This is a genomic window from Burkholderia cepacia (assembly GCF_001039005.1).
Taxonomy (GTDB): Bacteria; Pseudomonadota; Gammaproteobacteria; order Burkholderiales; family Burkholderiaceae; genus Burkholderia; species Burkholderia theae.
This window is the reverse complement of record NZ_LDWR01000004.1, coordinates 1-22,926: the sequence shown is the minus strand read 5'-3', so window position 1 is coordinate 22,926 and position 22,926 is coordinate 1. Positions and strand designations below refer to the sequence as shown.

Annotated in this window: 22 protein-coding genes; 16 read left to right on the top strand and 6 right to left on the bottom strand. The window is 68.5% G+C overall.

The genetic code is table 11. The annotated features are described in order from the left end of the window. Positions 1–24 precede the first annotated feature (24 nt). A complete protein-coding gene (locus tag VL15_RS01125) occupies positions 25–1,221 on the top strand; it encodes a phosphoglycerate kinase (RefSeq protein WP_048242648.1) in 1,197 nt (398 codons plus the stop codon). 157 nt (positions 1,222–1,378) lie between these two features. Here VL15_RS01125 and VL15_RS43545 read toward each other — a convergent pair whose 3' ends face one another. Further along, positions 1,379–1,507 (bottom strand): hypothetical protein, encoded by a 129-nt coding sequence (locus tag VL15_RS43545; protein ID WP_268991145.1) that lies wholly within the window; start codon positions 1,505–1,507, stop codon positions 1,379–1,381. Here VL15_RS43545 and pyk point away from each other — a divergent pair. The 6 genes from pyk to VL15_RS01095 all read left to right on the top strand — a co-directional run bounded on the left by pyk (position 1,506) and on the right by VL15_RS01095 (position 8,346). Further along, entirely contained in the window at positions 1,506–2,942 is a 1,437-nt protein-coding gene (gene pyk, locus VL15_RS01120) for a pyruvate kinase (RefSeq protein WP_048242793.1), read from the top strand. The two genes, VL15_RS43545 and pyk, sit on opposite strands and share 2 nt — an antisense overlap. Positions 2,943–3,255: 313 nt before the next feature. After that, positions 3,256–4,320: a class II fructose-bisphosphate aldolase gene (fba, locus tag VL15_RS01115; protein ID WP_047898922.1), complete on the top strand. Its 1,065-nt coding sequence runs from the start codon at positions 3,256–3,258 to the stop codon at positions 4,318–4,320. Between the two features lie 232 nt (positions 4,321–4,552). Beyond that, entirely contained in the window at positions 4,553–5,443 is an 891-nt protein-coding gene (locus VL15_RS01110) for a phosphoribosylaminoimidazolesuccinocarboxamide synthase (protein ID WP_048242647.1), read from the top strand. A gap of 65 nt (positions 5,444–5,508) precedes the next feature. Next, on the top strand, positions 5,509–6,030 hold the full coding sequence (gene purE, locus VL15_RS01105) for a 5-(carboxyamino)imidazole ribonucleotide mutase (protein ID WP_031402584.1): 522 nt from the start codon (positions 5,509–5,511) through the stop codon (positions 6,028–6,030). Between the two features lie 79 nt (positions 6,031–6,109). Next, a complete protein-coding gene (locus VL15_RS01100; RefSeq protein ID WP_048242646.1) occupies positions 6,110–7,306 on the top strand; it encodes a 5-(carboxyamino)imidazole ribonucleotide synthase in 1,197 nt (398 codons plus the stop codon). Positions 7,307–7,317: 11 nt separating this feature from the next. Then, on the top strand, positions 7,318–8,346 hold the full coding sequence (locus VL15_RS01095) for an L-threonylcarbamoyladenylate synthase (RefSeq protein ID WP_048242645.1): 1,029 nt from the start codon (positions 7,318–7,320) through the stop codon (positions 8,344–8,346). Positions 8,347–8,427: 81 nt separating this feature from the next. On the opposite strand, the gene VL15_RS01090 is transcribed toward VL15_RS01095, so the two are convergent. The 3 genes from VL15_RS01090 to dacB all read right to left on the bottom strand — a co-directional run bounded on the left by VL15_RS01090 (position 8,428) and on the right by dacB (position 12,395). Continuing rightward, the gene (locus tag VL15_RS01090; RefSeq protein WP_048242644.1) at positions 8,428–9,558 is read right to left on the bottom strand and encodes an SGNH/GDSL hydrolase family protein; all 1,131 of its coding nucleotides are present in this window, start codon (positions 9,556–9,558) and stop codon (positions 8,428–8,430) included. A gap of 95 nt (positions 9,559–9,653) precedes the next feature. Then, complete coding sequence (locus VL15_RS01085) at positions 9,654–10,568, bottom strand: sterol desaturase family protein (protein WP_048242642.1); 915 nt, start codon at positions 10,566–10,568, stop codon at positions 9,654–9,656. A 294-nt stretch (positions 10,569–10,862) separates the two neighbouring features. Beyond that, a complete protein-coding gene (gene dacB / locus VL15_RS01080; RefSeq protein WP_048242641.1) occupies positions 10,863–12,395 on the bottom strand; it encodes a D-alanyl-D-alanine carboxypeptidase/D-alanyl-D-alanine-endopeptidase in 1,533 nt (510 codons plus the stop codon). Between the two features lie 200 nt (positions 12,396–12,595). Between dacB and VL15_RS01075 the strand changes: the two genes are divergently transcribed. The 6 genes from VL15_RS01075 (at position 12,596) to VL15_RS01050 (ending at position 17,978) form a co-directional block, all read left to right on the top strand. Continuing rightward, on the top strand, positions 12,596–13,258 hold the full coding sequence (locus VL15_RS01075) for a response regulator (RefSeq protein ID WP_041490448.1): 663 nt from the start codon (positions 12,596–12,598) through the stop codon (positions 13,256–13,258). 3 nt (positions 13,259–13,261) lie between these two features. Next, a complete protein-coding gene (locus VL15_RS01070; RefSeq protein WP_048242640.1) occupies positions 13,262–14,608 on the top strand; it encodes an ATP-binding protein in 1,347 nt (448 codons plus the stop codon). A 111-nt stretch (positions 14,609–14,719) separates the two neighbouring features. Further along, positions 14,720–16,204, top strand: coding sequence for a DegQ family serine endoprotease (locus VL15_RS01065; protein WP_048242638.1), 1,485 nt, complete (start codon positions 14,720–14,722; stop codon positions 16,202–16,204). A gap of 104 nt (positions 16,205–16,308) precedes the next feature. After that, on the top strand, positions 16,309–16,746 hold the full coding sequence (locus tag VL15_RS01060; RefSeq protein WP_048242636.1) for a carboxypeptidase-like regulatory domain-containing protein: 438 nt from the start codon (positions 16,309–16,311) through the stop codon (positions 16,744–16,746). A 136-nt stretch (positions 16,747–16,882) separates the two neighbouring features. Continuing rightward, positions 16,883–17,242 carry a DUF427 domain-containing protein gene (locus VL15_RS01055; protein WP_048242634.1) on the top strand — a complete coding sequence of 120 codons (360 nt, stop codon included), beginning with the start codon at positions 16,883–16,885 and terminating at the stop codon, positions 17,240–17,242. 28 nt (positions 17,243–17,270) lie between these two features. Beyond that, positions 17,271–17,978, top strand: a complete 708-nt coding sequence (locus VL15_RS01050; protein ID WP_048242632.1) for a CoxG family protein — start codon at positions 17,271–17,273, stop codon at positions 17,976–17,978. 52 nt (positions 17,979–18,030) lie between these two features. On the opposite strand, the gene VL15_RS01045 is transcribed toward VL15_RS01050, so the two are convergent. Further along, positions 18,031–19,035, bottom strand: a complete 1,005-nt coding sequence (locus VL15_RS01045; protein WP_048242630.1) for a helix-turn-helix domain-containing protein — start codon at positions 19,033–19,035, stop codon at positions 18,031–18,033. Positions 19,036–19,187: 152 nt separating this feature from the next. Here VL15_RS01045 and VL15_RS01040 point away from each other — a divergent pair, with 152 nt between their 5' ends. Next, positions 19,188–19,865 carry a cysteine hydrolase family protein gene (locus VL15_RS01040; RefSeq protein WP_048242792.1) on the top strand — a complete coding sequence of 226 codons (678 nt, stop codon included), beginning with the start codon at positions 19,188–19,190 and terminating at the stop codon, positions 19,863–19,865. A 49-nt stretch (positions 19,866–19,914) separates the two neighbouring features. Here the strand turns inward: VL15_RS01040 and VL15_RS01035 are convergent, their stop codons facing one another. Beyond that, a complete protein-coding gene (locus VL15_RS01035; protein ID WP_048242628.1) occupies positions 19,915–20,556 on the bottom strand; it encodes a TetR family transcriptional regulator in 642 nt (213 codons plus the stop codon). A 398-nt stretch (positions 20,557–20,954) separates the two neighbouring features. Between VL15_RS01035 and VL15_RS01030 the strand changes: the two genes are divergently transcribed. Both VL15_RS01030 and VL15_RS01025 read left to right on the top strand, forming a co-directional pair. Beyond that, entirely contained in the window at positions 20,955–22,232 is a 1,278-nt protein-coding gene (locus tag VL15_RS01030; protein WP_048242627.1) for an efflux RND transporter periplasmic adaptor subunit, read from the top strand. Positions 22,233–22,247: 15 nt separating this feature from the next. After that, positions 22,248–22,926: efflux RND transporter permease subunit (locus tag VL15_RS01025; protein ID WP_048242626.1), on the top strand; the 679-nt coding region annotated here is incomplete at its 3' end.

Here is a 22,926-nt window from a genome sequence, read left to right as displayed (position 1 = left end):
ATCCACTACTTCAATCTGTTCAACATGAGCCAAGTCAAGCGTCTTACCGACCTGATCGCCGCCGGCCAGCTCGCCGGCAAGCGGGTGTTCATCCGCGCCGACCTGAACGTCCCGCAGGACGACCAGGGCAACATCACCGAGGACACCCGCGTGCGTGCGTCCGTGCCGGCCATCCAGGCCGCGCTCGACGCCGGCGCGGCCGTGATGGTCACGTCGCACCTCGGCCGCCCGACCGAAGGCGAATTCAAGCCGGAAGACTCGCTCGCGCCCGTCGCGAAGCGCCTCGCCGAGCTGCTCGGCCGCGACGTGCCGCTCGTCTCGAACTGGGTCGAAAACGGCGTGAACGTCGCGCCGGGCCAGGTCGTGCTGCTCGAGAACTGCCGCGTGAACAAGGGCGAGAAGAAGAATTCGGACGAGCTCGCGCAGAAGATGGCGAAGCTCTGCGACGTGTACGTGAACGACGCGTTCGGCACCGCGCACCGCGCGGAAGCGACCACGCACGGGATCGCGAAGTACGCGCCGGTCGCGTGCGCGGGCCCGCTGCTGGCCGCCGAACTCGACGCGCTCGGCAAGGCGCTCGGCAACCCTGCCCGCCCGCTGGTGGCGATCGTCGCCGGCTCGAAGGTGTCGACCAAGTTGACGATCCTGAAGTCGCTGGCCGAGAAGGTCGACCAGCTGATCGTCGGCGGCGGCATCGCGAACACGTTCATGCTCGCGGCCGGTCTGCCGATCGGCAAGTCGCTCGCGGAAACCGACCTCGTCGGCGACGCGAAGGCGATCATCGACGACGCGCGCAAGCGCGGCGCGTCGGTGCCGATCCCGACCGACGTCGTGACGGCCAAGGAATTCTCGCCGACGGCCGTGGCCACGGTGAAGCAGGTCGCCGACATCGAGGCTGACGACATGATCCTCGACATCGGCCCGGATACCGCCAAGGCGCTCGCGAGCCAGCTCGAGAAGGCCGGCACGATCGTGTGGAACGGCCCGGTCGGCGTGTTCGAGTTCGACCAGTTCGGCAACGGCACCAAGACGCTCGCGGAAGCGATCGCCAAGTCTTCCGCGTTCTCGATCGCGGGCGGCGGCGACACGCTCGCGGCCATCGCGAAGTACGGCATCCACGACCAGGTCAGCTACATCTCGACGGGCGGCGGCGCCTTCCTCGAGTTCCTCGAGGGGAAGAAGCTGCCGGCGGTGGAAGTGCTCGAAACGCGGGCGGCCTGAGCGTGGCGGCGCGCGCAGGGGTGACGAAGGCCGCGCGCTCCGCGAAAGCGGAGCAGCCGGCCGGCGCGGGCAAGCGCAAACGCGCGCCCGCGCGGGCGAACACCGCCCCGCGCGCACCGGCGGCCGCCGGCGACGCGGCCGTGCAGCACCACGAAATTCAGAACAAAGCGATGCCGGGCGCAAGCACCGGCACGCCCTCCGGAACGGCCGCCGCTGGGCCCGCCGCTTCCGGCTCTCGCAGCGTTTCACCCAGCGCATCCACCTTGATCCAGATGAGGAGTTTCATGCAGCGCGCCACCAAGATAGTCGCCACGATCGGCCCGGCTTCCAGTTCGCCGGAGATTCTGCTGCAGATGATGCAGGCGGGCCTCGACGTCGTGCGGCTCAATTTTTCGCACGGCACGGCCGACGATCACCGCCAGCGCGCCGAGATGGTGCGCGAGGCCGCCCGCAAGGTCGGCCGCGAGATCGCGATCATGGCCGACCTCCAGGGCCCGAAAATCCGCGTCGGCAAGTTCGAGAACGGCAAGACCACGCTCGTGCCGGGGCAGCCGTTCATCCTCGACGCGGCTTGCGAGCTCGGCAACGACGAGCGCGTCGGCCTCGACTACAAGGAACTGCCGCGCGACCTGCGTCCGGGCGACCTGCTGCTGCTGAACGACGGCCTGATCGTGCTGACCGTCGAGCGCGTGCTCGGCGACGAGATCCACACGACCGTCAAGGTGGGCGGCGAGCTGTCGAACAACAAGGGGATCAACCGCCAGGGCGGCGGCCTGTCGGCGCCCGCGCTGACCGCGAAGGACATGGAAGACATCCGCACCGCGATGTCGCTCGGCGCGGACCTCGTCGCGGTGTCGTTCCCGAAGAACGCGACCGACATGGAAATGGCGCGTCAGCTCGCGAACATCGCGGGTGCGCCGTACGGCATCAAGCCGAAGATGATCGCGAAGATCGAGCGAGCGGAGGCGATCCCGGCGCTGCAGAGCATCCTCGACGCGTCCGACGGCATCATGGTCGCGCGTGGCGACCTCGCGGTGGAAGTGGGCAACGCGGCCGTGCCGGCGCTGCAGAAGCGGATGATCCGGATGGCGCGCGAGTCGAACAAGCTCGTGATCACCGCGACGCAGATGATGGAATCGATGATCTACGCGCCGGTGCCGACCCGCGCGGAAGTGTCGGACGTCGCGAACGCGGTGCTCGACGGCACCGACGCGGTGATGCTGTCGGCCGAGACAGCCGCCGGCAAGTACCCGGTCGTCACGATCGAGACGATGGCGGCCGTGTGCGTCGAGGCGGAAAAGTCGGAGCACGTCGAGCTGGACAAGGATTTCCTCGACCGCACGTTCACGCGCATCGACCAGTCGATCGCGATGGGCGCGCTGTTCACCGCGTACCACCTGGGCGCGAAGGCGATCATCGCGCTGACCGAATCGGGCGCGACCGCGCTGTGGATGTCGCGTCACTACACGCACGTGCCGATCTTCGCGCTGACGCCGCGGGTCGGCAGCGAGCGCACGATGGCGCTGTACCGCAACGTGACGCCGCTGCACGTCGAATTCAACAGCGACCGCGACTCGGCGCTGCAGGCGGCGCTCGAGATCGTCGTCAAGCAAGGCTACGTGCAGCACGGCGACATGGTCGTGCTGACCGTCGGCGAGCCGATGGGGCAGGCGGGCGGCACCAACACGCTGAAGATCGTGCGGGTCGGCGAGCACTATTGAGCGCCGATTGAGCACCTGGCCGGCCTGCGGGCCGGCGGTCCGGTCGATCGAATTCGATCGGGCACCGTTTTTCACGCAAAAGCCGCGCGGGGTCCGAAGCCCCGCGCGGCTTTTTTTCTCTTTTTTGCCCGCATTGTGCCGTGCGAACGTAACAAATTGCGAGTGGGCGTCACCGGGCGGTCGGCATCGGAGGCGCTTCGCGATAAAATGCGGCTATTCGACGCTCAGCCGCGCCGCGCCACCCCGGTTTGAACGGGAGCGAGCGCCGCGCCGGCGTCAGGGCGCACCGGTTTTCATTCCAAGGAGTTCCACAATGCCTCTCGTATCAATGCGTCAATTGCTGGACCACGCGGCAGAGCACGGTTACGGCCTGCCGGCCTTCAACGTGAACAACCTGGAGCAGGTCCAGGCGATCATGGCGGCGGCGGACCAAGTCGGCGCGCCCGTGATCATGCAGGCATCGGCCGGCGCGCGTAAGTACGCGGGCGAGCCGTTCCTGCGCCACCTGATCGAAGCAGCGGTCGAGTCGTACCCGCACATCCCGGTCGTGATGCACCAGGATCACGGCCAGTCGCCGGCCGTCTGCATGGGCGCGATCCGCAGCGGCTTCACGAGCGTGATGATGGACGGTTCGCTCGAAGCCGACGGCAAGACGGTCGCGTCGTACGAGTACAACGTCGACGTGTCGCGCAAGGTCGTCGAGATGGCGCACTCGATCGGCGTGACGGTCGAAGCCGAACTCGGCGTGCTCGGCTCGCTCGAGACGATGAAGGGCGACAAGGAAGACGGCCACGGCGCGGAAGGCACGATGACCCGCGAGCAGCTGCTGACCGATCCGGAGCAGGCCGCCGACTTCGTAAAGCTGACGCAGTGCGATGCGCTCGCGATCGCGATCGGCACGTCGCACGGCGCGTACAAGTTCTCGAAGAAGCCGACGGGCGACATCCTGTCGATCCAGCGCATCAAGGAAATCCACGCGCGCATCCCGAACACGCACCTCGTGATGCACGGTTCGTCGTCGGTGCCGCAGGAACTGCTGGCCGAGATCCGCGAATTCGGCGGCGACATGAAGGAAACCTACGGCGTGCCGGTCGAGGAAATCCAGGAAGGCATCAAGCACGGCGTGCGCAAGATCAACATCGACACCGACCTGCGTCTCGCGATCACCGGCGCGATCCGTCGTTACCTGTTCGAGAACCCGGGCAAGTTCGATCCGCGCGACTACCTGAAGCCCGCGCGCGAAGCGGCGAAGCAGGTTTGCGTCGACCGTTACCTCGCGTTCGGCTGCGAAGGCCAGGCCGGCAAGATCAAGCCGGTGTCGCTCGACAAGATCGCCGAGCAGTACAAGTCCGGCGCGCTCGCGCAGGTCGTGCGCTGAGACTGTAGTACGATTGCCCCGCCCGATTCTTCCGCAAGGCAGGGGCGGGCAGCCAGGCCGGACCTGATCCGGCCCCAGGCAGCCGTACCGTCCGGCCGAACGAGGGCCGGCCGGCAGCCGCCCGGGCGCAGTCGCCCGGCCGGTTCGCCGACGTATTGCAAGACCGCCGTTCCCGCCTGCCGCGGGGAACGGCGTTTCCCTTTTTGTTTGGCTCCTTATCTGCGAAAAGACGATGTCTACCCTTTACGAATCCACGCTCCGCTCGCTGCCGCTCCTCGGTCGCGGCAAGGTCCGCGATAACTACGCGGTCGGCAACGACAAGCTCCTGATCGTCACGACCGACCGCCTGTCGGCATTCGACGTGGTGATGGGCGAGCCGATTCCGAACAAGGGCCGCGTGCTGAACCAGATGGCGAACTTCTGGTTCGACAAGCTCGCGCACATCGTGCCGAACCACCTGACGGGCGACGCGCCGGAAGCGGTCGTCGCGGCCGACGAGGTCGAGCAGGTGACGGGCCGCGGCGTGGTCGTCAAGCGCCTCGAGCCGATCATGATCGAGGCGGTCGTGCGCGGCTACCTGGCCGGCAGCGGCTGGAAGGAATACCAGGCGTCCGGCGCCGTGTGCGGCGTGCAGCTGCCGGAAGGCCTGCAGAACGCGCAGAAGCTGCCCGAGCCGATCTTCACGCCGGCCGCGAAGGCCGAGATGGGCGAGCACGACGAGAACATCACGTTCGAGGAAACCGAGCGCCGCATCGGCACCGAGTTGGCCGCGACGATCCGCGACATCTCGATCAAGCTGTACAAGGAAGCGGCCGACTACGCGGCGACGCGCGGCATCATCATCGCCGATACGAAGTTCGAATTCGGCCTCGACAACCACGGCAGGCTGTTCCTGATGGACGAAGTGCTGACGGCCGATTCGTCGCGCTTCTGGCCGGCCGACCAGTACCAGGTCGGTACGAACCCGCCGTCGTTCGACAAGCAGTTCGTGCGCGACTGGCTCGAGGCGCAGCCGTGGGGCAAGACGGCGCCGGCGCCGGCGCTGCCGGCCGACGTCGTCGAGAAGACGGCCGCGAAGTACCAGGAAGCGCTCGAGCGCATCACGGGCCAGTCGCTCGCCTGAGCGAGCTTTGCATGGGACCGGAGGTGGCGCCGAAGCGCTAACTCCGGTCGACAGGAAATAACGAAATGAGTGAAGTTCAGACCGCCCACACGCACAGCGCGCCGCTCATCGGCGTGCTGATGGGTTCGAGTTCCGACTGGGACGTGATGAAGCACGCGGTAGCGATCCTGCAGGAATTCGGCGTGCCGTACGAAGCGAAGGTCGTGTCCGCGCACCGGATGCCCGACGAGATGTTCGACTATGCGGAGAAGGCGCGCGAGCGCGGGCTGCGCGCGATCATCGCGGGCGCCGGCGGTGCCGCACACCTGCCCGGCATGCTTGCCGCGAAAACCACGGTGCCGGTGCTCGGCGTGCCGGTCGCGAGCAAGTATCTGAAGGGTGTCGATTCGCTGCACTCGATCGTGCAGATGCCGAAGGGCGTGCCGGTCGCGACGTTCGCGATCGGCGAAGCCGGCGCCGCGAATGCCGCGCTGTTCGCAGTGTCGATCCTGTCCGGCACGTCGGTCGACTACGCGAACCGGCTCGCGGCGTTCCGCGTGCGCCAGAACGAAGCCGCGCACGCAATGGTGCTGCCGCCGCTGGAATGACGGCGCACCGGCGGCCGCGCGTCGCGGCTGCCTGACCTACCACTGCGGCGGGCAGCGCCCGCCGCGACCGACCACTGACATGACCGCAACTCCTGATTCCGTTTCCCCGATCCTGCCCGGCGCGTGGCTGGGCATGGTCGGCGGTGGCCAGCTCGGCCGCATGTTCTGCTTTGCCGCCCAGTCGATGGGCTATCGCGTCGCCGTGCTCGATCCCGATCCGACGAGCCCCGCCGGCGCGGTCGCCGACCGCCACCTGCGCGCAGCCTACGACGACGAAGCCGCGCTCGCCGAACTGGCCGACCTGTGCGAAGCGGTGTCGACGGAGTTCGAGAACGTGCCGGCCGCGAGCCTCGATTTCCTCGCGCGCACGACGTTCGTCGCGCCGGCCGGCCGCTGCGTCGCGGTCGCGCAGGACCGGATCGCGGAGAAGCGTTTCATCGAGGCATCGGGCGTGCCCGTCGCGCCGCACGTCGTGATCGAAGCGTCGGCGGCGCTCGCCGCGCTCGACGATGCCGCGCTCGACGCGGTGCTGCCGGGCATCCTGAAGACGGCGCGCCTCGGCTACGACGGCAAGGGCCAGGTGCGCGTGAGCACCGCGCAGGAAGCGCGCGACGCGCATGCGGCGCTCGGCGGCGTGCCGTGCGTGCTCGAGAAGCGCCTGCCGCTGAAATACGAAGTGTCGGCGCTGATCGCGCGCGGCGCGGACGGCCGCTCGGCTGCGTTCCCGCTCGCGCAGAACGCGCACCACAACGGCATCCTCGCGCTGACCGTCGTGCCCGCGCCGGCCGCCGATGCCGCGCGCGTCGAAGAGGCGCAGCAGGCGGCCGTGCGGATCGCCGACACGCTCGGCTACGTCGGCGTGCTGTGCGTCGAATTCTTCGTGCTGGAAGACGGCTCGTTCGTCGCGAACGAGATGGCGCCGCGCCCGCACAACTCCGGCCACTACACGGTCGATGCGTGCGCAACGAGCCAGTTCGAGCAGCAGGTGCGCGCGATGACGCGCATGCCGCTCGGCAACCCGCGCCAGCATTCGCCGGCCGCGATGCTGAACATCCTCGGCGACGTGTGGTTCCCGAACGGTGCGGCGGCCGATGCCGTCACGCCGCCGTGGGACACGGTCGCGGCGATGCCGACTGCGCACCTGCACCTGTACGGCAAGGAAGACGCGCGCGTCGGCCGCAAGATGGGCCACGTGAACTTCACGGCCGAGACGCGCGACGAAGCCGTCGCCGCGGCTACCGCGTGCGCGCAGTTGCTGCGCGTGCCGCTCGACTGAGGCACCAGCCGATGTCCATCGATCTCCTGAAGTCCGTGACGCCCGCGCAGATCGGCGCGGCCGCCGCGCTGCTCGACGCGGGGCAACTGGTTGCGTTTCCGACCGAAACCGTCTACGGGCTCGGCGGCGATGCGGCGAATCCCGAGGCCGTCGCGCGCATCTACGCGGCGAAGGGGCGCCCCGCGAACCATCCGGTGATCGTGCACCTGCCGCCCGGCGGCGATCCGGGCTACTGGGCCGACGCGCTGCCGGCCGATGCGCAGGCGCTGATCGATGCATTCTGGCCGGGCCCGCTGACGCTGATCCTGAAGCGCCATGCGCGCATTCCGGACGCGGTGAGCGGCGGGCAGGATTCGGTCGGGCTGCGCTGCCCGTCGCATCCGGTCGCGCAGGCGCTGCTGGCCGCATTCAGCGCGCGACGCGGCGGGCACGGCGGCGTTGCCGCGCCGTCCGCGAACCGGTTCGGCCATGTGAGCCCGACGACCGCGCAGCACGTGCGCGACGAATTCGGCGACACCGTGCATGTGCTCGACGGCGGTGCTTCCGAAGTCGGCATCGAATCGACGATCCTCGACCTGTCGCGCGGCTTCCCGGCGCTGCTGCGCCCGGGCCACGTGACGCCGCAGCAGATCGCGGACGTGCTCGGCCGCGCGCCGCGGCTGCCGGACGGCAGCGACGCCACCGCGCCGCGCGCGTCGGGCACGCTGAAGGCCCATTACGCGCCGCGCACGCCGCTCGCGCTGCTGCCGTTCGATGCGCTCGAGCCGCTGCTCGCGGCCGCGCAAACCGACGGCGAGCGTGTCGCGCTTGTTGCGCGCGCGTCGCGTGCGGGACGTTGGGCACAGGCCGACGGTGTGCATTTCGTCGCGGCGCCGGAAGATCCGCAGGCCTATGCACGGGATCTGTACGGGATGCTGCGTGCGCTCGACCGCGCGCAGGTCGCGCGCATTCTCGTCGAGAAGTTGCCGGAAACGGTCGAATGGATCGCGGTCAACGATCGCCTCGGCCGTGCGGCGGCCGCGTTCGAAGCGCGCGACTGACGAAGTCCGCCGCTTCAGGAATAAAAAACGCCCGACCGGCAAACCGGTCGGGCGTTTTTGTTTGGGCGCGTGGCCGGCGGCTTACTTGCCGACGCCCGAAGCCGCGATCTGCTTCTCCACGAACTGCGAGAACAGCGCGTGCAGGCGCGTCGTCGGGTGGACCGTGTCGGCGAACATGTAGGTCTGGTCCGCGTTCGCGACCGTGTAGGTCTGCGGCGAGCAGAACAGCGACGAGCCGAACGCGGTCGCGTTCGCGACGCCATACTGCGTCGCGGCCTGGACCATGGCCTTCAGGTTACACGCGGTGTCGGTGTTCGACACGCTGAAGCCGTTCGCCTGATAGTTCGCGAGGATGCCGTCCTGCCACGTGAACGTGTCGAGCAGCGCGTACTTGGTCGTGTCGACCTTGAGTGCCTGCAGCGTTGCGGCGAGCGTGCCGTTGAACAGCATCGACAGTTGCGTGAGGGTCGTCTGCGTGCCGCCCTGGAGGGCGAGCGGCGTGCCGCCGATATCGGGCACGTTCGACACGAACACGTGCGTTGCGCCGGAGGCGACGATCTGCTGCACCACGCCCGCGAGCTGTTGCGCGGCGGCGCCGATGTTCTGCTGCAGTTGCGTCGGCGTGATGGCGCCTGCCTGCAGGGCCGCGACCTGATAGAAGATGTCGTTCGCGCCGCCGTTCAGCAGCACGATCTGGCCACCGTTGAAGCTGCCGTGCTGCGTCAGGTACTGCTTGACCTGGTCGGCGATCGGCGTCGTGGTCGCCTGTGCGTAGTCGGGGTTCGGCACGCTTGCGTCCGCATGGCCGATGCCCGGCTGCTGCGTCACGCGCGAGCCGCCCTGCGCATAACCGAGACCGCCGGTGGCCTGCAGCGGGATGCCGAAGCCGCCCTGGTTCGCGGGTTGCAGCGTGTCGCCATAGTATTGCGCGACGTTCTGCGTCCACACCTGACCGGGGTTGGTCGTGAAGCGGCCGCCGCCGAAGCCGAGCTTGATCTGCGAGTAGGTGCCGGCGTCGGACAGGCTGTCGCCGAACGACACGATCTGCATCTTCACGCCCGACGGTGGCGTGTTCGATGCGCTGCTGTTGTTGTTGTCGTCGCCGCCGCCGCAGGCGGCGAGCAGCGCGAGCGCGGCGCCGGCGATCGCGACCTGCGCGGTGCGCAGCAGGCGTTGCCGGGTGCACGACGGGAATTGTTGTTGTGACTGCATCGTTCGATCTCCTCGTAGATATGGCCTGATGTGTTTCTCATCTGCCGCGTGCCTGCTCGGTTCCGGGCTGCGCGGCGGCCGTTGGCTAAAACGGTTTATTGTTCACGCGCAGCCGCGAGCGGCACGGTGCGCGGATCCTGGTTCGCGGCCTCGGCGATCTGCGCATGATAAGCGCTCGCCCACTCGGGCGGGCCGAAAATCGCGCGCAGCTTGTTGCGCCATCCGTCGACGCGCAACGCGTCGGCCGCCATCGACCCCCACTCGTGGAACGTCGCGACGAGCGGGTTGTTCGAGCCGAGCCGCTCGACGATCCCGTACTGCGGCGGATCGTCGGCCGTTTCCTCGACATAGCTGCCGAACAGGCGATCCCAGATCACAAGGACGCCTGCGTAATTGCGGTCGATGTAGCGCGGGTTGCGCGCATGGTGCGCGCGGTGGATCGACGGCGTGTTCAGCACGTATTCGAGCCAGCCGAGCTTGCCGATCGCCTGCGTGTGCACGAAGAACTGGAACGCGAGGTTGATCAGCACGATGCCGACGACCTGCTGCGGCGGAAAGCCGACGAACGCGAGCGGCAGCCAGAACGCCCACATGCCCGCGACGGGGTACATCAGGCTCTGCCGGAACGCAGTCGAGAAATTCATCCGCTCGGACGAGTGGTGCACGACGTGCGCGGCCCACAGCCAGCGCACGCGATGGCTCGCGCGATGGAACACGTAGTAGAGGAAATCCTGCGCGACGAACAGCACCGCGAACGACAGCCAGCCGTCGTGCCACGTGAACAGGCGATAGTGCTGGTAGCAGTACGCGTAGACGGGGATCACGAACAGCCATGCGATCTTGTCGGCGCCCTGGTGCATCAGCGCGAGTGCCGCATTGCACAGCGTGTCGCGCCACGCATAGACATGGTCCTGCGCACGTGTGCGGGCGAGGTGCCAGGCCTCCCACGCGATGCAGAGCAGGAAGACGGGCGCCAGCGCGAGCAGAAGCAATTCGACGTCGAATCGCATGGGCGTGTCTCCTTCTTTCCCCTGCAAGCCTTGAGGCCGGGCGTATGGCCCGTTGTAGATATCGGTCAGGCCATCAGCCTACGCAAACACCACGCGCTAGGCGAGAGGGGAGCGTAGAGGGTTCCCTCTGAGGACAGGGTTTCTACGGAAGCCGCGCGGCGCGTGGCCGGGCGGTGCGGCCCCGATTGATTGGCATGGTTGGGGACGGAACGGGACGCGTGCGCCGGCCGTGATGCGTGGCGGCCGGCGCACGGGAAGAGGGGCGCGCGCACGAGCGTGCGCGCCGGGGCATCGTCAGTGCGCGCCCGCGTAGATCCATTCGAGCAGCGTGTCGTGCGCGGCGCGCGCGCCCTCCGCGTGATCGTTGTTGATGAAGCTGACGACGATGTAGCTCTGGCCGTCGGCGCCGGCGACGTAGCCGGCGATCGCGCGCACGTCGCGCAGCGTGCCGGTCTTGATGTGCGCGTTGCCGAGCACGCCGGCGTTGGTGAGGCGGTTCTTCATCGTGCCGTCGATGCCGGCGATCGGCAGCGAATCGACGAACGCCTGCGCGACGGGGCTCGCGTTCGCGGCCTGCAGCAGCGCGGCGAGCGACAGCGCGCTCACGTGCTCTTCGCGCGACAGCCCCGAGCCGTTCTCGAGCACGAGGTCGGGCATCGCGATCCCGTTTTTCTGCAGGAACGCCTCGATCGCGCGGCTCGACTGCTCGGGCGTCGCGGGCGGCTTGCCGCTGACCGCGCCGATCGTCAGGAACAGGTTGCGCGCCATCACGTTGTTGCTGAACTTGTTGATGTCGTAGACGATGCTGCCGAGTACCGGGCTGTGATGCACGGCGACGGGCCGCGCGGTGGTCGGCACCTTGCCTTCGCTCACGGGCCCCGTGATCGTGCCGCCGTCCTGCTGCCACAGCGCGAGGAAGCCGCGCGCGAAGAAGGTCGTGTGATCGAGGATCGCGAGGTTGGTCGTGTGCGCGCCGCAGCGCAGCGGATAGTCGCCGGCGAACGACGCGGTCATCATCCCGCCGCCGGCCGTCAAGGTCGGGCGCGCGGCCGCGGCCGCCGCGCTGCACGAGCCGGTGCCCTCGACCAGCTGGTTGTCGATCGACAGATCCGCGAGCGGCGGCAGCACGTCGACGGCCACCTTGCCGTCGTCGCCCGGCGTGACCGTGAACGACACGGCCTTGAATGCGTACAGCAGCGGATCGGGGCCGACGTTGTACGGCGCGCTCGCGTCGTCGTCGAACGACGGCAGGTCGCGCGTCGATGCCGCGAAATAACTCTTGTCGAGCACGAGGCCGCCGGCCACGCGCTTGATGCCGGCCTTGCGGATCTTGTCGACGAGGTCGATCAGCTCTTCGGGCACGAGCTTCGGATCGCCGGTGCCCTTGATGTACAGGTTGCCCTGCAGCGTGCCGTCGGGGTCGACCGTGCCGTCCGTGTAGGCGGTCGTGCGCCAGCGGAAGTCGGGGCCGAGGATCGACAGGCCCGAGAAGGTCGTCACGAGCTTCATCGTCGACGCCGGCAGCATCGGCCGGCTCGCATTCCACGCGATCAGCGGTTCAGGATCGCCGACGCGCTCGACCACGACGCTCATCGCCGACGCCGGCACGTTCGCGCGCTGCAGCGCGACGAGCACGGTCGCCGGCAGGCCGGCCGCGCGCGCGGCGGGCGACACGACGGCGGTCTTGCGCGCTTGCTTGTGGGATTTCTTGCCGGCTTGCGCGGCGGGCGCGAAGGCCAGGGCCGTGCAGGTGGCGAGGACGGCGGCTGCACGCAGGCAGACACGGGTGCGGGGGGCGAACCGGGCGGAAAGGGCGGAAATCGGCATGGACGAATACGGGTAGGCAGGGGCTCGGGCGGCGCGCGTGTCGCGCGCAAGCGCATATTGTAGAGAAACTGGGCAAATGCCCGCTGAAATCGCGTGTCGTGCCGCTTGGCGGCATCACTTTGTTGCGCACATGCCGCGCACGCGATTCGCGGCGCTACAATGGTCGGCGTGTTTCACCCGACCCATGGATGCCTGTCCCGATGCGGATTCTGCTTGTCGAAGACGACCGAATGATTGCCGAGGGCGTGCGCAAGGCGCTGCGCTCGGACGGCTTTGCGGTCGACTGGGTGCAGGACGGCGACGCGGCGCTCACGGCGCTCGGCGGCGAGACGTACGACCTGCTGCTGCTCGATCTCGGCCTGCCGAAGCGCGACGGCATCGACGTGCTGCGCACGCTGCGCGCGCGCGGGCTGTCGCTGCCCGTGCTGATCGTCACCGCGCGCGACGCGGTCGCCGATCGGGTGAAGGGGCTCGACGCGGGTGCCGACGACTACCTCGTCAAGCCGTTCGACCTCGACGAGCTGGGCGCGCGGATGCGTGCGCTGATCCGCCGCCAGGCCGGGCGCAGCGAGTCGCTGATCCGCCACGGCGCGTTGACGCTCGATCCCGCGTCGCACCAGGTGACGCTCGACGGCGCGCCAGTCGCGCTGTCCGCGCGCGAGTTCGCGCTGCTCGAGGCGCTGCTCGCGCGGCCCGGCGCGGTGCTGTCGAAGAGCCAGCTCGAGGAGAAGATGTACGGCTGGGGCGAGGAGATCGGCAGCAACACGGTCGAGGTCTACATCCACGCGCTGCGCAAGAAACTCGGCTCGGACCTGATCCGCAACGTGCGCGGGCTCGGCTACATGGTCGTCAAGGAAAGCTGACGCGTGAGGTCGATTCGTCATCAATTGTTGATCTGGCTGCTCGCGATCGTCGTCGCGGGCGTGGGCATCGCGGGCTGGCTCATCTATCGGCAGGCGCTCGCCGAGGCGAACGAGCTGTTCGACTACCAGCTGCAGGAAATCGCCGCGGCGCTGCCGTCCGAGCCGTTCTCGCAGGTGTTCGGCTCGCGGACCAACGGCGACGAAGGCATCGTGATCCAGATCTGGAACCGCAACGGCGTGCTGATGTACTTCTCGCATCCGCGCGCGCCGATCGCGCCGCGCGCGGAGCTCGGCTTCTCGACCGAACGTACCGACCGCGGCGAATGGCGCGTGTACGGTGCGATCGTCGGCGACAACGTCGTGCAGCTCGCGCAGCCGCTGTCGGTGCGCAACCGGCTCGCCGCGAACGTCGCGCTGCGCACGCTGTGGCCGCTGATCGTGCTGCTGCCGTTCCTCGGCGCGGCCGTGTGGGTGATCGTCGGGCGCGGGCTCGCGCCGCTCGGCCGCGTGACGCGCGCGGTCGAGGCGCGCCGGCCCGAGGCGCTCGATCCGCTGCCCGACGGCCGCCTGCCGCTCGAGGTGCAGCCGCTCGTGCGCGCGCTGAACGGGCTGCTCGCGCGGCTCGCGGCGGCGCTCGATACGCAGAAGGCGTTCGTCGCCGATGCCGCGCACGAGTTGCGCACGCCGCTCGCGGCCGTGCAGATCCAGGCGCAGCTCGTCGCCCGCGCGAAGGACGACGCGTCGCGTCGCGAGGCGGTTGCGGATCTCCAGGACGGCGTCACGCGCGCGACGCGGCTCGCCGAGCAGTTGCTCGCGCTCGCACGCGCCGAACCCGATGGCGCGACGATGCGCGAACCGGTCGACCTGCAGTCGCTGCTCGCCGAATGCGTGGCCGCGCATGCGCCGCTCGCGCAGCGGCGCAATATCGATCTCGGCTTCGAGGAGACGCGCGCGGCGAGTGTCGTCGCGGACATCGGCGCGCTGCGCGTGATGTTCGGCAACCTGCTCGACAACGCGGTGAAGTACACGCCGGACAGCGGCCGCATCGATGTGTCGCTGACCGCCGACGCGGCCGGCCGCGCGTGCGTCCAGATCGGCGACAGCGGGCCCGGCATCCCGGCGGACGAGCGCGAGCGCGTGTTCGACCGCTTCTACCGCGACAGCTCCGCGCGGGCACGCACCGACTTGTCGGGCAGCGGCCTCGGGCTGGCGATCGTCAAGCGCGTGGCGGCGCAGCAGGGCGCGACGGTATCGCTCGGCGACGCGGCCGCGGGCGGCCTGCTTGTCAGCGTCGTGTTTCGCGCCGCCGAGATGCCGGCCCAGGCGCCGCGCCAGCCGGAATCTGCCTGAAGAGCAGCGCCGGGCGGGCCTCGCGGCCCGCTTAAGCCCCACTTAAGGTTGATTAAGCCTCCTTTAAGTCAGGGTCGTTACGCTGCGTCCTAACAAAGAGGAGGTCCTACGATGAATACCCGATTCCTTGCGCGCGGCGCCGTCGCGGTCGCCGTCGCGGCCGCCCTGTCGGCAGGTTATGTCGCCGGCACCCGCCGCGCCGATCCGCAGATCATCACGCCTGCGCAGGCGGCCGCGCTGATGCCGGCCGAAGCGGCTGCCAAGACCGGCATCCCCGATTTCTCCGGGCTCGTCGAGACCTACGGCCCGGCGGTCGTGAACATCAGCGCGAAGCACGTCGTGAAGCAGGTGTCGCGGCGCGTGCCGCAGCCGCAACTGCCGATCGACCCGAGCGACCCGTTCTACCAGTTCTTCAAGCATTTCTACGGCCAGGTGCCGGGCATGGGCGGCGACGCGCAGCCGGACGACCAGCCGAGCGCGAGCCTCGGTTCGGGCTTCGTCATCAGCTCCGACGGGTACATCCTCACCAATGCGCACGTGATCGACGGCGCGAACGTCGTCACGGTCAAGCTGACCGACAAGCGCGAATACAAGGCGAAGGTCGTCGGCCTGGACAAGCAGTCCGACGTCGCGGTGCTGAAGATCGACGCGAGCGGCCTGCCGACCGTGAAGATCGGCGATCCGGCCCAGAGCAAGGTCGGCCAGTGGGTCGTTGCGATCGGTTCGCCTTACGGCTTCGACAACACGGTCACGTCGGGCATCATCAGCGCGAAGTCGCGCGCGCTGCCGGACGAGAACTACACGCCGTTCATCCAGACCGACGTGCCGGTGAACCCGGGCAACTCGGGCGGCCCGCTGTTCAACCTGCAGGGCGAGGTGATCGGCATCAACTCGATGATCTACTCGCAGACGGGCGGCTTCCAGGGCCTGTCGTTCGCGATCCCGATCAACGAGGCGATCAAGGTGAAGGACGAGCTCGTGAAGACGGGCCACGTGAGCCGCGGCCGCCTCGGCGTCGCCGTGCAGGGGCTGAACCAGACGCTCGCGAGTTCGTTCGGGCTGCAGAAGCCGGACGGCGCGCTCGTCAGCTCGGTCGATCCGAACGGCCCGGCCGCGAAGGCGGGGCTGCAGCCGGGCGACGTGATCCTGTCGGTCAACGGTTCGCCGGTCGCCGATTCGACGTCGCTGCCCGCGCAGATCGCGAACCTGAAGCCGGGTTCGAAGGCCGACCTGCAGATCTGGCGCGACAAGTCGAAGAAGTCGATCAGCGTGACGCTCGGCGCGATGGCCGATGCGAAGCTCGCGTCGAATGACGGCGGGCCCGTCGAGCAGGGGCGCCTGGGCGTCGCGGTGCGTCCGCTGTCGCCGCAGGAACGCAATGCCGACAACCTGTCGCACGGGCTGATCGTGCAGCAGGCCGGCGGCCCGGCAGCCAACGCGGGCATCCAGCCCGGCGACGTGATCCTGGCGGTCAACGGCCGCCCGGTCACGAGCCCCGAGCAGCTGCGCGATGCGGTCAAGGGCGCGGGCAACAGTCTTGCTCTGCTGATCCAGCGCGATAATGCACAGATCTTCGTGCCGGTCGACCTGAGCTGACCGGCCACGGCCGACGGCCGGCCTGGCCGGCCGCGGCGGGCGCCGCCGCCGTTCGATCGCATGACGCGGCGCCCTGTATGTGTTCCGACCCCAAGGAGAGAGCCATGCAATATCTACGCAACGTGTCCCGATTTGCCGTCGCCGCGGCGTTGGCCGCCGGCCTCGCAGCCGGTGCGACCGGCGCGTACGCGCAGTCGGACGGCTTGCCCGCCGCGCGCCAGCAGGGCGACGTCACCTTCGTGTCCGGCGGCGTCGGGCAGGACGAATCGACGGCGTTTCAGCGCAACGAGGCGAAGTGGCCGCTGGCCCTGCGCTTCACCGGCAAGGGCGGCGAGTTCCTGGCCGACGTCCATGTGCTGATCGTCGACGGCAAGGGCGCCGAAGTGCTGAAAACCGACGCGCGCGGGCCGTACATGCTCGTGAAGGTGCCGCCGGGGCGCTATACGGTGCATGCGTCGTACCAGGGTAACGATGAATCGCGCGCCGTCACCGTCGGCGCGAAGGGCGGCGCGAAAACCGCGTTCCAGTGGAGCGCGCAGTAGCCCGCCGCACGCGGCCCCGGCCCGGGTCGCGCAATCGGACGAAGATTCGCCCATAATGAAAGCCACGGCATGCGTGCCGTGGCTTTTTTCGTTTCCTGCCACCGGCCTGCCTGCCGGGCCGCCCGAAGGAGAAACGATGTCCGATGCCGCCGACCCTCGCCTTGAAATCGTGCCGAACCGCCATCGCGTGCGCGTGATCCATCGCGGCATCACGTATGCCGATTCGCACGGCGTGTTGACCGTGCGCGTGACGGGGCTGCCGGACACCCATTACCTGCCGCGCCGCGACGTCAACATGCGCAGGCTCGTGAAGTCGGGTGTGACGACCGCCTGCCCGTTCAGGGGGGAGGCCGTGCATTTCGACTTGCAGACGGAAGACGGCGTGATCGAGAACGCCGCGTGGAGTTTCGAAGAACCGAAGGAGGCAGCCGCCGCGCTTGCGCACTACGTCGCCTTCGATGTCGCACGGATCGACAGTCTCGTCGAGACGTCCTGATGCGGCGCGTGTTCATCGGGGAGGCATCATGGAACTGAACGACACGTTACGCGTACCGCTCGCGCCGCCTGTCGTGCGGGAGGCCTTCGAGGATCTCGCATTGCTGCGGGCGAGCTTCGATCATTGCGAATCGTTCGTGAAGCTCGCGCACGACGAGTTCGCGCTGACGATCACGGTGCCGCTCGGCCCGCTGCGCGCCCGCTACGACGTGCGTGCGCATGCGGCCGGCGAGCAGGGCGACGCGGAAGGGCAGCCGCGCCGTGTGATCAACTTCAAGGCGCGGGCCGACGGCCTCGGCGCGCTGCGCGGCCAGGTCGAACTCGTGCTGATGCCGGATGACGACGAGAACGCCACGTGCATCGAGTACGTGGTCTGGGCGACTGCGAGCGGACCGCTCGCCGAGCTGCCGGGGCGGCAGATCGACAATGCGCTGCGCGAATGGACCGACGATTTCTTCCGTGAGTTCTGCGCGGTCGTGCAGGCCAAGCATGGACTCGCGCCGAATCGCGCCCGCTCGGCCGCGCACCGGCGCCAGCATGTGTTCCTGCGGCCGGCGTCGTTGGTGGCCGCGACGAAGCGTTCGCTGCCGCCGCACCTCGGCGGCGCGCTGACCGGGCGTGCCGCCAGCGCGCTCCCGCATCGCGGTTCCGGCACGGTGCCCGTCTGGGCCTGGGCGGCGATGATCGTGTTCGTCGCGTTGCTGCTCTACGCGGCACGCTGGATCAACGGCGGCTGAGCGGCCGCGCGTCGCCGTTCCGCTTCACGGCCCGCCGCCCGCGCGGCGGGCGTTACCGCCCCGCATCGGCACCGGCTCCGGCGCCGCGAAATTCCCTTCGATACGCAGACGGCGAGGTGCCGAGCGTGCCCGCGAAATGCTGGCGCAGCGACACGCTCGACCCGTAGCCGGCCGCTTGCGCGATCGCATCGATCGATTGCCCGGTGGTTTCCAGCAGATGCTGCGCGCGCGTGAGCCGCTCGGCCTGCAGCCACGCGGTGACGGTCGTGCCCGTTGCCTGGCGGAAGTGGCGTGTGAATGTGCGCCGGCTCATCAGCACGCGTTCGGCGAGCGAATCGACGCTGTGCGCGGCGTCGAGGTGCGCGCGCACCCAGTCGAGCAGGCCCGCGAGCCGCGCATCGCGCGGGTGCGCGGCGACCGGCTGCGGCACGTACTGGGCTTGCCCGCCCTGGCGATGCGGCGGGATCACGAGGCGGCGCGCGATCTGGTTCGCGGCGTCCGAGCCGAAGCGCTGCCGCACGACGTGCAGACAGCAGTCGAGCCCCGCGGCCGTGCCGGCCGACGTCATCAGGTTGCCGTCGTCCACGTACAGCACGTCGGGGTCGAGCTTCACGCGTGGGAAGCGTTCGGCGAAATCGTCGGCCCAGGCCCAGTGCGTGGTGGCCGGGCGGCCGTCGAGCAGACCGGCTGCGGCGAGTACGTAAGCGCCGAGGCATAGCCCGACGAGCTGCGCGCCGCGTGCGGCGACCGCGCGGACGGCGTCGAGCAGCACGTCGGGCGGCGCTTCGTCCGGGTCGCGCCAGGCCGGCACGATGACGATGTCGGCGTCGTCGAGCCCGTCGAGGCCGTACGGTGCGGTGATCGTGAAGCCGCCCGTCGTCGACAGCGGGCCGCGCTCGGCCGAGCACACGCGGAACTCGAACGCGGGCGATGTGGCCGCGTCGCGTTCCTTGCCGAACACGACGGACGGCACCGACAGGTGGAACGGGCTGATGCCGTCGTAGGCGATCACGGCGACGATGGTCGGAACGGGCGTGGCGGGTGACGCGGCGGTCATGGCGGGCTCCGGAATGGCGATGGCCCGATTTTATCGAAGAATGACTATTGGGCCACTATCTGCAGGAATGATGCGGCCCGACAATGCATCGCATCGCGCCGCTGGCCGTCCCGTTCCGGGGCGGGGCCGCGCCCCTGGGCCAGGAGCCTGCCATGTCGAACACCGTCCCGCATTCCGCTTCCCGTTCCGTCGCCCATCCGGTTTCCCGTCGTGCGCTGATCGTGATCGACGTCCAGAACGAATATGTGACGGGCAATCTGCCGATCGAGTATCCGCCGCTCGACGTGTCGCTCGCGAACATCGGCCGTGCGATCGATGCCGCGCATGCGGCCGGCGTGCCCGTGATCGTCGTCCAGCACGTGGCGCCGGCCGGCGCGCCGATCTTCGCGCCCGGCACCGACGGCGTCGCGCTGCACGCGGTCGTCGCGAGCCGGCCGTACGCGCACCTGATCGAGAAGACGCAGGCGAGCGCGTTTGCCGGCACCGATCTCGCCGCATGGCTCGATGCGCACGGGATCGACACGCTCGCGGTGGCCGGCTACATGACGCACAACTGCAATGCGTCGACGGTTTATCACGCGGCGCATGCGGGGCTGACGGTCGAGTACCTGGACGACGCGACGGGCGCGTTGCCTTACGAGAACGAAGCGGGCGCGGCGAGCGCCGAAGAGATTCACCGGGCGTACACGGTGGTGTTCCAGTCGAATTTCGCGGCCGTGATGTCGACCGACGCGTGGATCGCGGGACTGGCCGGCGCGCCGATGTCGAAGCCCGATTCGGTGGCCGCGTCGAACCGGCGGGCCCGCGCGCAGCGCGCGAAGGCGGCCTGAGCCGACCGGACAAACGGGGGCGGGCAGTGCGACGCGGCGGCGGCCGCGATCAGTCGCCTTCCTTCAGCATCGCCGGGCTCAAGCGCAGCATGTCGAAGCAGCCGTCGACGAGCTTTTCCGCATGCTGCTCGGCGTCGATCTCGTCGGGCAGCATCAGCATGTCGCGTACGAAACCGCTGACGAGCGTGTGCAGCATCAGCGTCGCGCGCCAGGTGTCGAGCCGTTCGGGCAGCAGCTTGAGCCGCACGGCCCCCGCGAGATCGGCGTCGATCGCGTGCAGCGCCTCGCTCATCCCGGCGCGATTGCGCTGCAACAGCGGCTCCATGTCCGCGACGTACTCGCACTTCATGAACAGGACGCTGAACACGCGCCGCAACTGCGGGTCGCGCTGCACGCCGAGCAGGCACCAGATCAGGATCTTGCGGATCTTCTCGAGCGGATTGCCGCCCGGCGCGTCGAGCGGCATCCGCTTCAACTCGTCGATCGGCAGAAACACGCGGTCGAACATCGCATCGAACAGTTCGCTCTTGTTCGCGAAATGCCAGTAGATCGCGCCGCGCGTCACGCCGGCGTGCTGGGCGATGTCCGCGAGCGACGTGTGCGACACGCCCTTCTCGAAGAACACGTGTTCGGCGGCGTCGAGAATGCGATTGCGCGTCTCGAGCGCCTCCTCCTTGGTACGTCTGACCATGTGCAGGCCTGATTGGATCGATCGTTGGTAAATTTAGGGTCCGCAACCCTCGTCGTCGCCATGGAGACGGGCTATGCTTGCGACTGGTAACAATCCGTAAGACTGGACAGTCGGCGCGACACAAACGGGCTTTTTACATACATTCGTGAATGTATATACAATACCACCCTACGATCGAATGACCCAAGTGGCAATCAGTTAATATCCCACTCTGCTGATTCCCGCCCTAGTACCAGTCCGCAGTTCGCGGCATCCCGTCGGCACGGAGGTCTCGTGCCGACGTGCTGTATCCAGCAGTCCAGTAATTCAGGTGTTCGATCTGCGCCGCGAGGCGCATCCGTGTTGCGCTCCCGCCGGGTGCTGCACTTATTCCATTGGCTATACACAGAGGTCGCTCCATGCGCGTCGAACGGGTTCCATACCGCTTGATCACTGTCGCGGCAGCCGCGGTTTTCCTGGCTGCATGCGGAAAAAAAGAATCGGCACCGCCGCCGCAAACGCCGGAAGTCGGCGTCGTCACCGTCCAGCCGCAATCCGTTCCGGTCTTCACCGAGCTGCCGGGCCGCACGAGTGCGTTCCTCGTCGCGCAGGTGCGCGCACGGGTCGACGGCATCGTGCTGCGCCGTGAATTCACCGAAGGCACGGACGTCAAGGCCGGCCAGCGCCTCTACAAGATCGATCCGGCACCGTACGTCGCCGCGTTGAACAGCGCGAAGGCGACGCTGGCGAAGGCGCAGGCGAACCTCGTGACGCAGAACGCACTGGTCGCGCGCTACAAGGTACTGGTGGCGGCGAACGCGGTCAGCAAGCAGGACTACGACAACGCGGTGGCCACGCAAGGTCAGGCCGCGGCGGACGTCGCGGCCGGCAAGGCAGCGGTCGATACCGCGCAGATCAACCTCGGCTACACCGACGTGGTCTCGCCGATCACCGGCCGTGTCGGCATCTCGCAGGTGACGCCGGGCGCATATGTGCAGGCGAGCCAGGCGACGCTGATGTCGACGGTGCAGCAGCTCGACCCGGTGTATGTCGACCTCACGCAGTCGAGCCTCGAAGGGCTGAAGCTGCGCCAGGACGTGCAGAGCGGGCGTCTGAAGACGACCGGCCCGGGCGCCGCGAAGGTGTCGCTGGTGCTGGAAGACGGCAAGACCTATGCGGAGCCGGGCAAGCTGCAGTTCTCGGACGTGACGGTCGACCAGACCACCGGCTCGGTGACGATCCGCGCGGTCTTCCCGAACCCGGGCCGCGTGCTGCTGCCGGGGATGTTCGTGCGCGCACGGATCGAGGAAGGCGTGAACGAGAACGCGTTCCTGGTGCCGCAGATCGGCGTCACGCACGACCAGAAGGGCCAGGCGATCGCGATGGTGGTGAACGCCAGCAACAAGGTCGAGCCGCGTCCGCTGAAGACCACCGGCATGCAGGGTCCGAACTGGGTCGTCGAAGGCGGTCTGGAGGCGGGCGATCACGTGATCGTGCAGGGCATCGACAAGGTGCGCCCGGGCGCGACCGTGAAGTCGGTATCCGCGCAGATCGCACCGGCGGCCGATGCCGCATCGGGCGCTGCCGCCGCATCCGACGCGCCGGCTGCCGCCGGTTCCGGCGCCGCTGCCGCTTCCGGTGCCGCCGCATCGGGCGCCGCGCCGGCGAGTGCTGCCGCTGCTTCGAGCGCGCAATAACAGGGAGCCTGTTTCATGGCAAAGTTTTTTATCGATCGCCCGATCTTCGCGTGGGTGATCGCCATCATCCTGATGCTGGCCGGGGTTGCGGCGATCTTCACGCTGCCGATCTCGCAGTATCCGACGATCGCGCCGCCATCGATCCAGATTACCGCGAACTATCCGGGCGCTTCCGCGAAGACGGTGGAAGACACGGTGACGCAGGTGATCGAGCAGCAGATGAGCGGTCTCGACAACTTCCTGTACATGTCGTCGACGAGTGACGACTCGGGTAACGCAACGATCACGCTGACGTTCGCGCCGGGCACCAACGCCGACATCGCACAGGTCCAGGTGCAGAACAAGCTGTCGCTCGCGACGCCGGTTCTGCCGCAGGTCGTGCAGCAGCTCGGCCTGTCGGTGACGAAGTCGAGCAGCAGCTTCCTGCTGGTGCTCGCCTTCAACTCCGAAGACGGCAGCATGAACAAGTACGACCTCGCGAACTTCGTGGCGTCGCACGTGAAGGATCCGATCAGCCGGTTGAACGGCGTCGGTACCGTCACGCTGTTCGGCTCGCAGTACGCGATGCGGATCTGGCTCGACCCGAACCGCCTGACGAACTACGGCCTGACGCCGGTCGACGTGTCGTCGGCGATCACCGCGCAGAACGTGCAGATCGCGGGCGGCCAGATCGGCGGCACGCCGGCCACGCCGG

Coding starts and splice junctions, on each gene's coding strand:
- VL15_RS01050 (WP_048242632.1), top strand. CDS start 17,271: ATGGAACTGAACGACACGTTACGCGTACCGCTCGCGCCGCCTGTCGTG.
- VL15_RS01110 (WP_048242647.1), top strand. CDS start 4,553: ATGTCTACCCTTTACGAATCCACGCTCCGCTCGCTGCCGCTCCTCGGT.
- pyk (WP_048242793.1), top strand. CDS start 1,506: ATGCAGCGCGCCACCAAGATAGTCGCCACGATCGGCCCGGCTTCCAGT.
- VL15_RS01035 (WP_048242628.1), bottom strand. CDS start 20,556: ATGGTCAGACGTACCAAGGAGGAGGCGCTCGAGACGCGCAATCGCATT.
- VL15_RS01075 (WP_041490448.1), top strand. CDS start 12,596: ATGCGGATTCTGCTTGTCGAAGACGACCGAATGATTGCCGAGGGCGTG.
- VL15_RS01085 (WP_048242642.1), bottom strand. CDS start 10,568: ATGCGATTCGACGTCGAATTGCTTCTGCTCGCGCTGGCGCCCGTCTTC.
- VL15_RS01065 (WP_048242638.1), top strand. CDS start 14,720: ATGAATACCCGATTCCTTGCGCGCGGCGCCGTCGCGGTCGCCGTCGCG.
- VL15_RS01090 (WP_048242644.1), bottom strand. CDS start 9,558: ATGCAGTCACAACAACAATTCCCGTCGTGCACCCGGCAACGCCTGCTG.
- purE (WP_031402584.1), top strand. CDS start 5,509: ATGAGTGAAGTTCAGACCGCCCACACGCACAGCGCGCCGCTCATCGGC.
- VL15_RS01095 (WP_048242645.1), top strand. CDS start 7,318: ATGTCCATCGATCTCCTGAAGTCCGTGACGCCCGCGCAGATCGGCGCG.
- VL15_RS01045 (WP_048242630.1), bottom strand. CDS start 19,035: ATGACCGCCGCGTCACCCGCCACGCCCGTTCCGACCATCGTCGCCGTG.
- VL15_RS01100 (WP_048242646.1), top strand. CDS start 6,110: ATGACCGCAACTCCTGATTCCGTTTCCCCGATCCTGCCCGGCGCGTGG.
- VL15_RS01030 (WP_048242627.1), top strand. CDS start 20,955: ATGCGCGTCGAACGGGTTCCATACCGCTTGATCACTGTCGCGGCAGCC.
- VL15_RS01040 (WP_048242792.1), top strand. CDS start 19,188: ATGTCGAACACCGTCCCGCATTCCGCTTCCCGTTCCGTCGCCCATCCG.
- fba (WP_047898922.1), top strand. CDS start 3,256: ATGCCTCTCGTATCAATGCGTCAATTGCTGGACCACGCGGCAGAGCAC.
- VL15_RS01055 (WP_048242634.1), top strand. CDS start 16,883: ATGTCCGATGCCGCCGACCCTCGCCTTGAAATCGTGCCGAACCGCCAT.
- VL15_RS01060 (WP_048242636.1), top strand. CDS start 16,309: ATGCAATATCTACGCAACGTGTCCCGATTTGCCGTCGCCGCGGCGTTG.
- dacB (WP_048242641.1), bottom strand. CDS start 12,395: ATGCCGATTTCCGCCCTTTCCGCCCGGTTCGCCCCCCGCACCCGTGTC.
- VL15_RS43545 (WP_268991145.1), bottom strand. CDS start 1,507: ATGAAACTCCTCATCTGGATCAAGGTGGATGCGCTGGGTGAAACGCTG.
- VL15_RS01125 (WP_048242648.1), top strand. CDS start 25: ATGAGCCAAGTCAAGCGTCTTACCGACCTGATCGCCGCCGGCCAGCTC.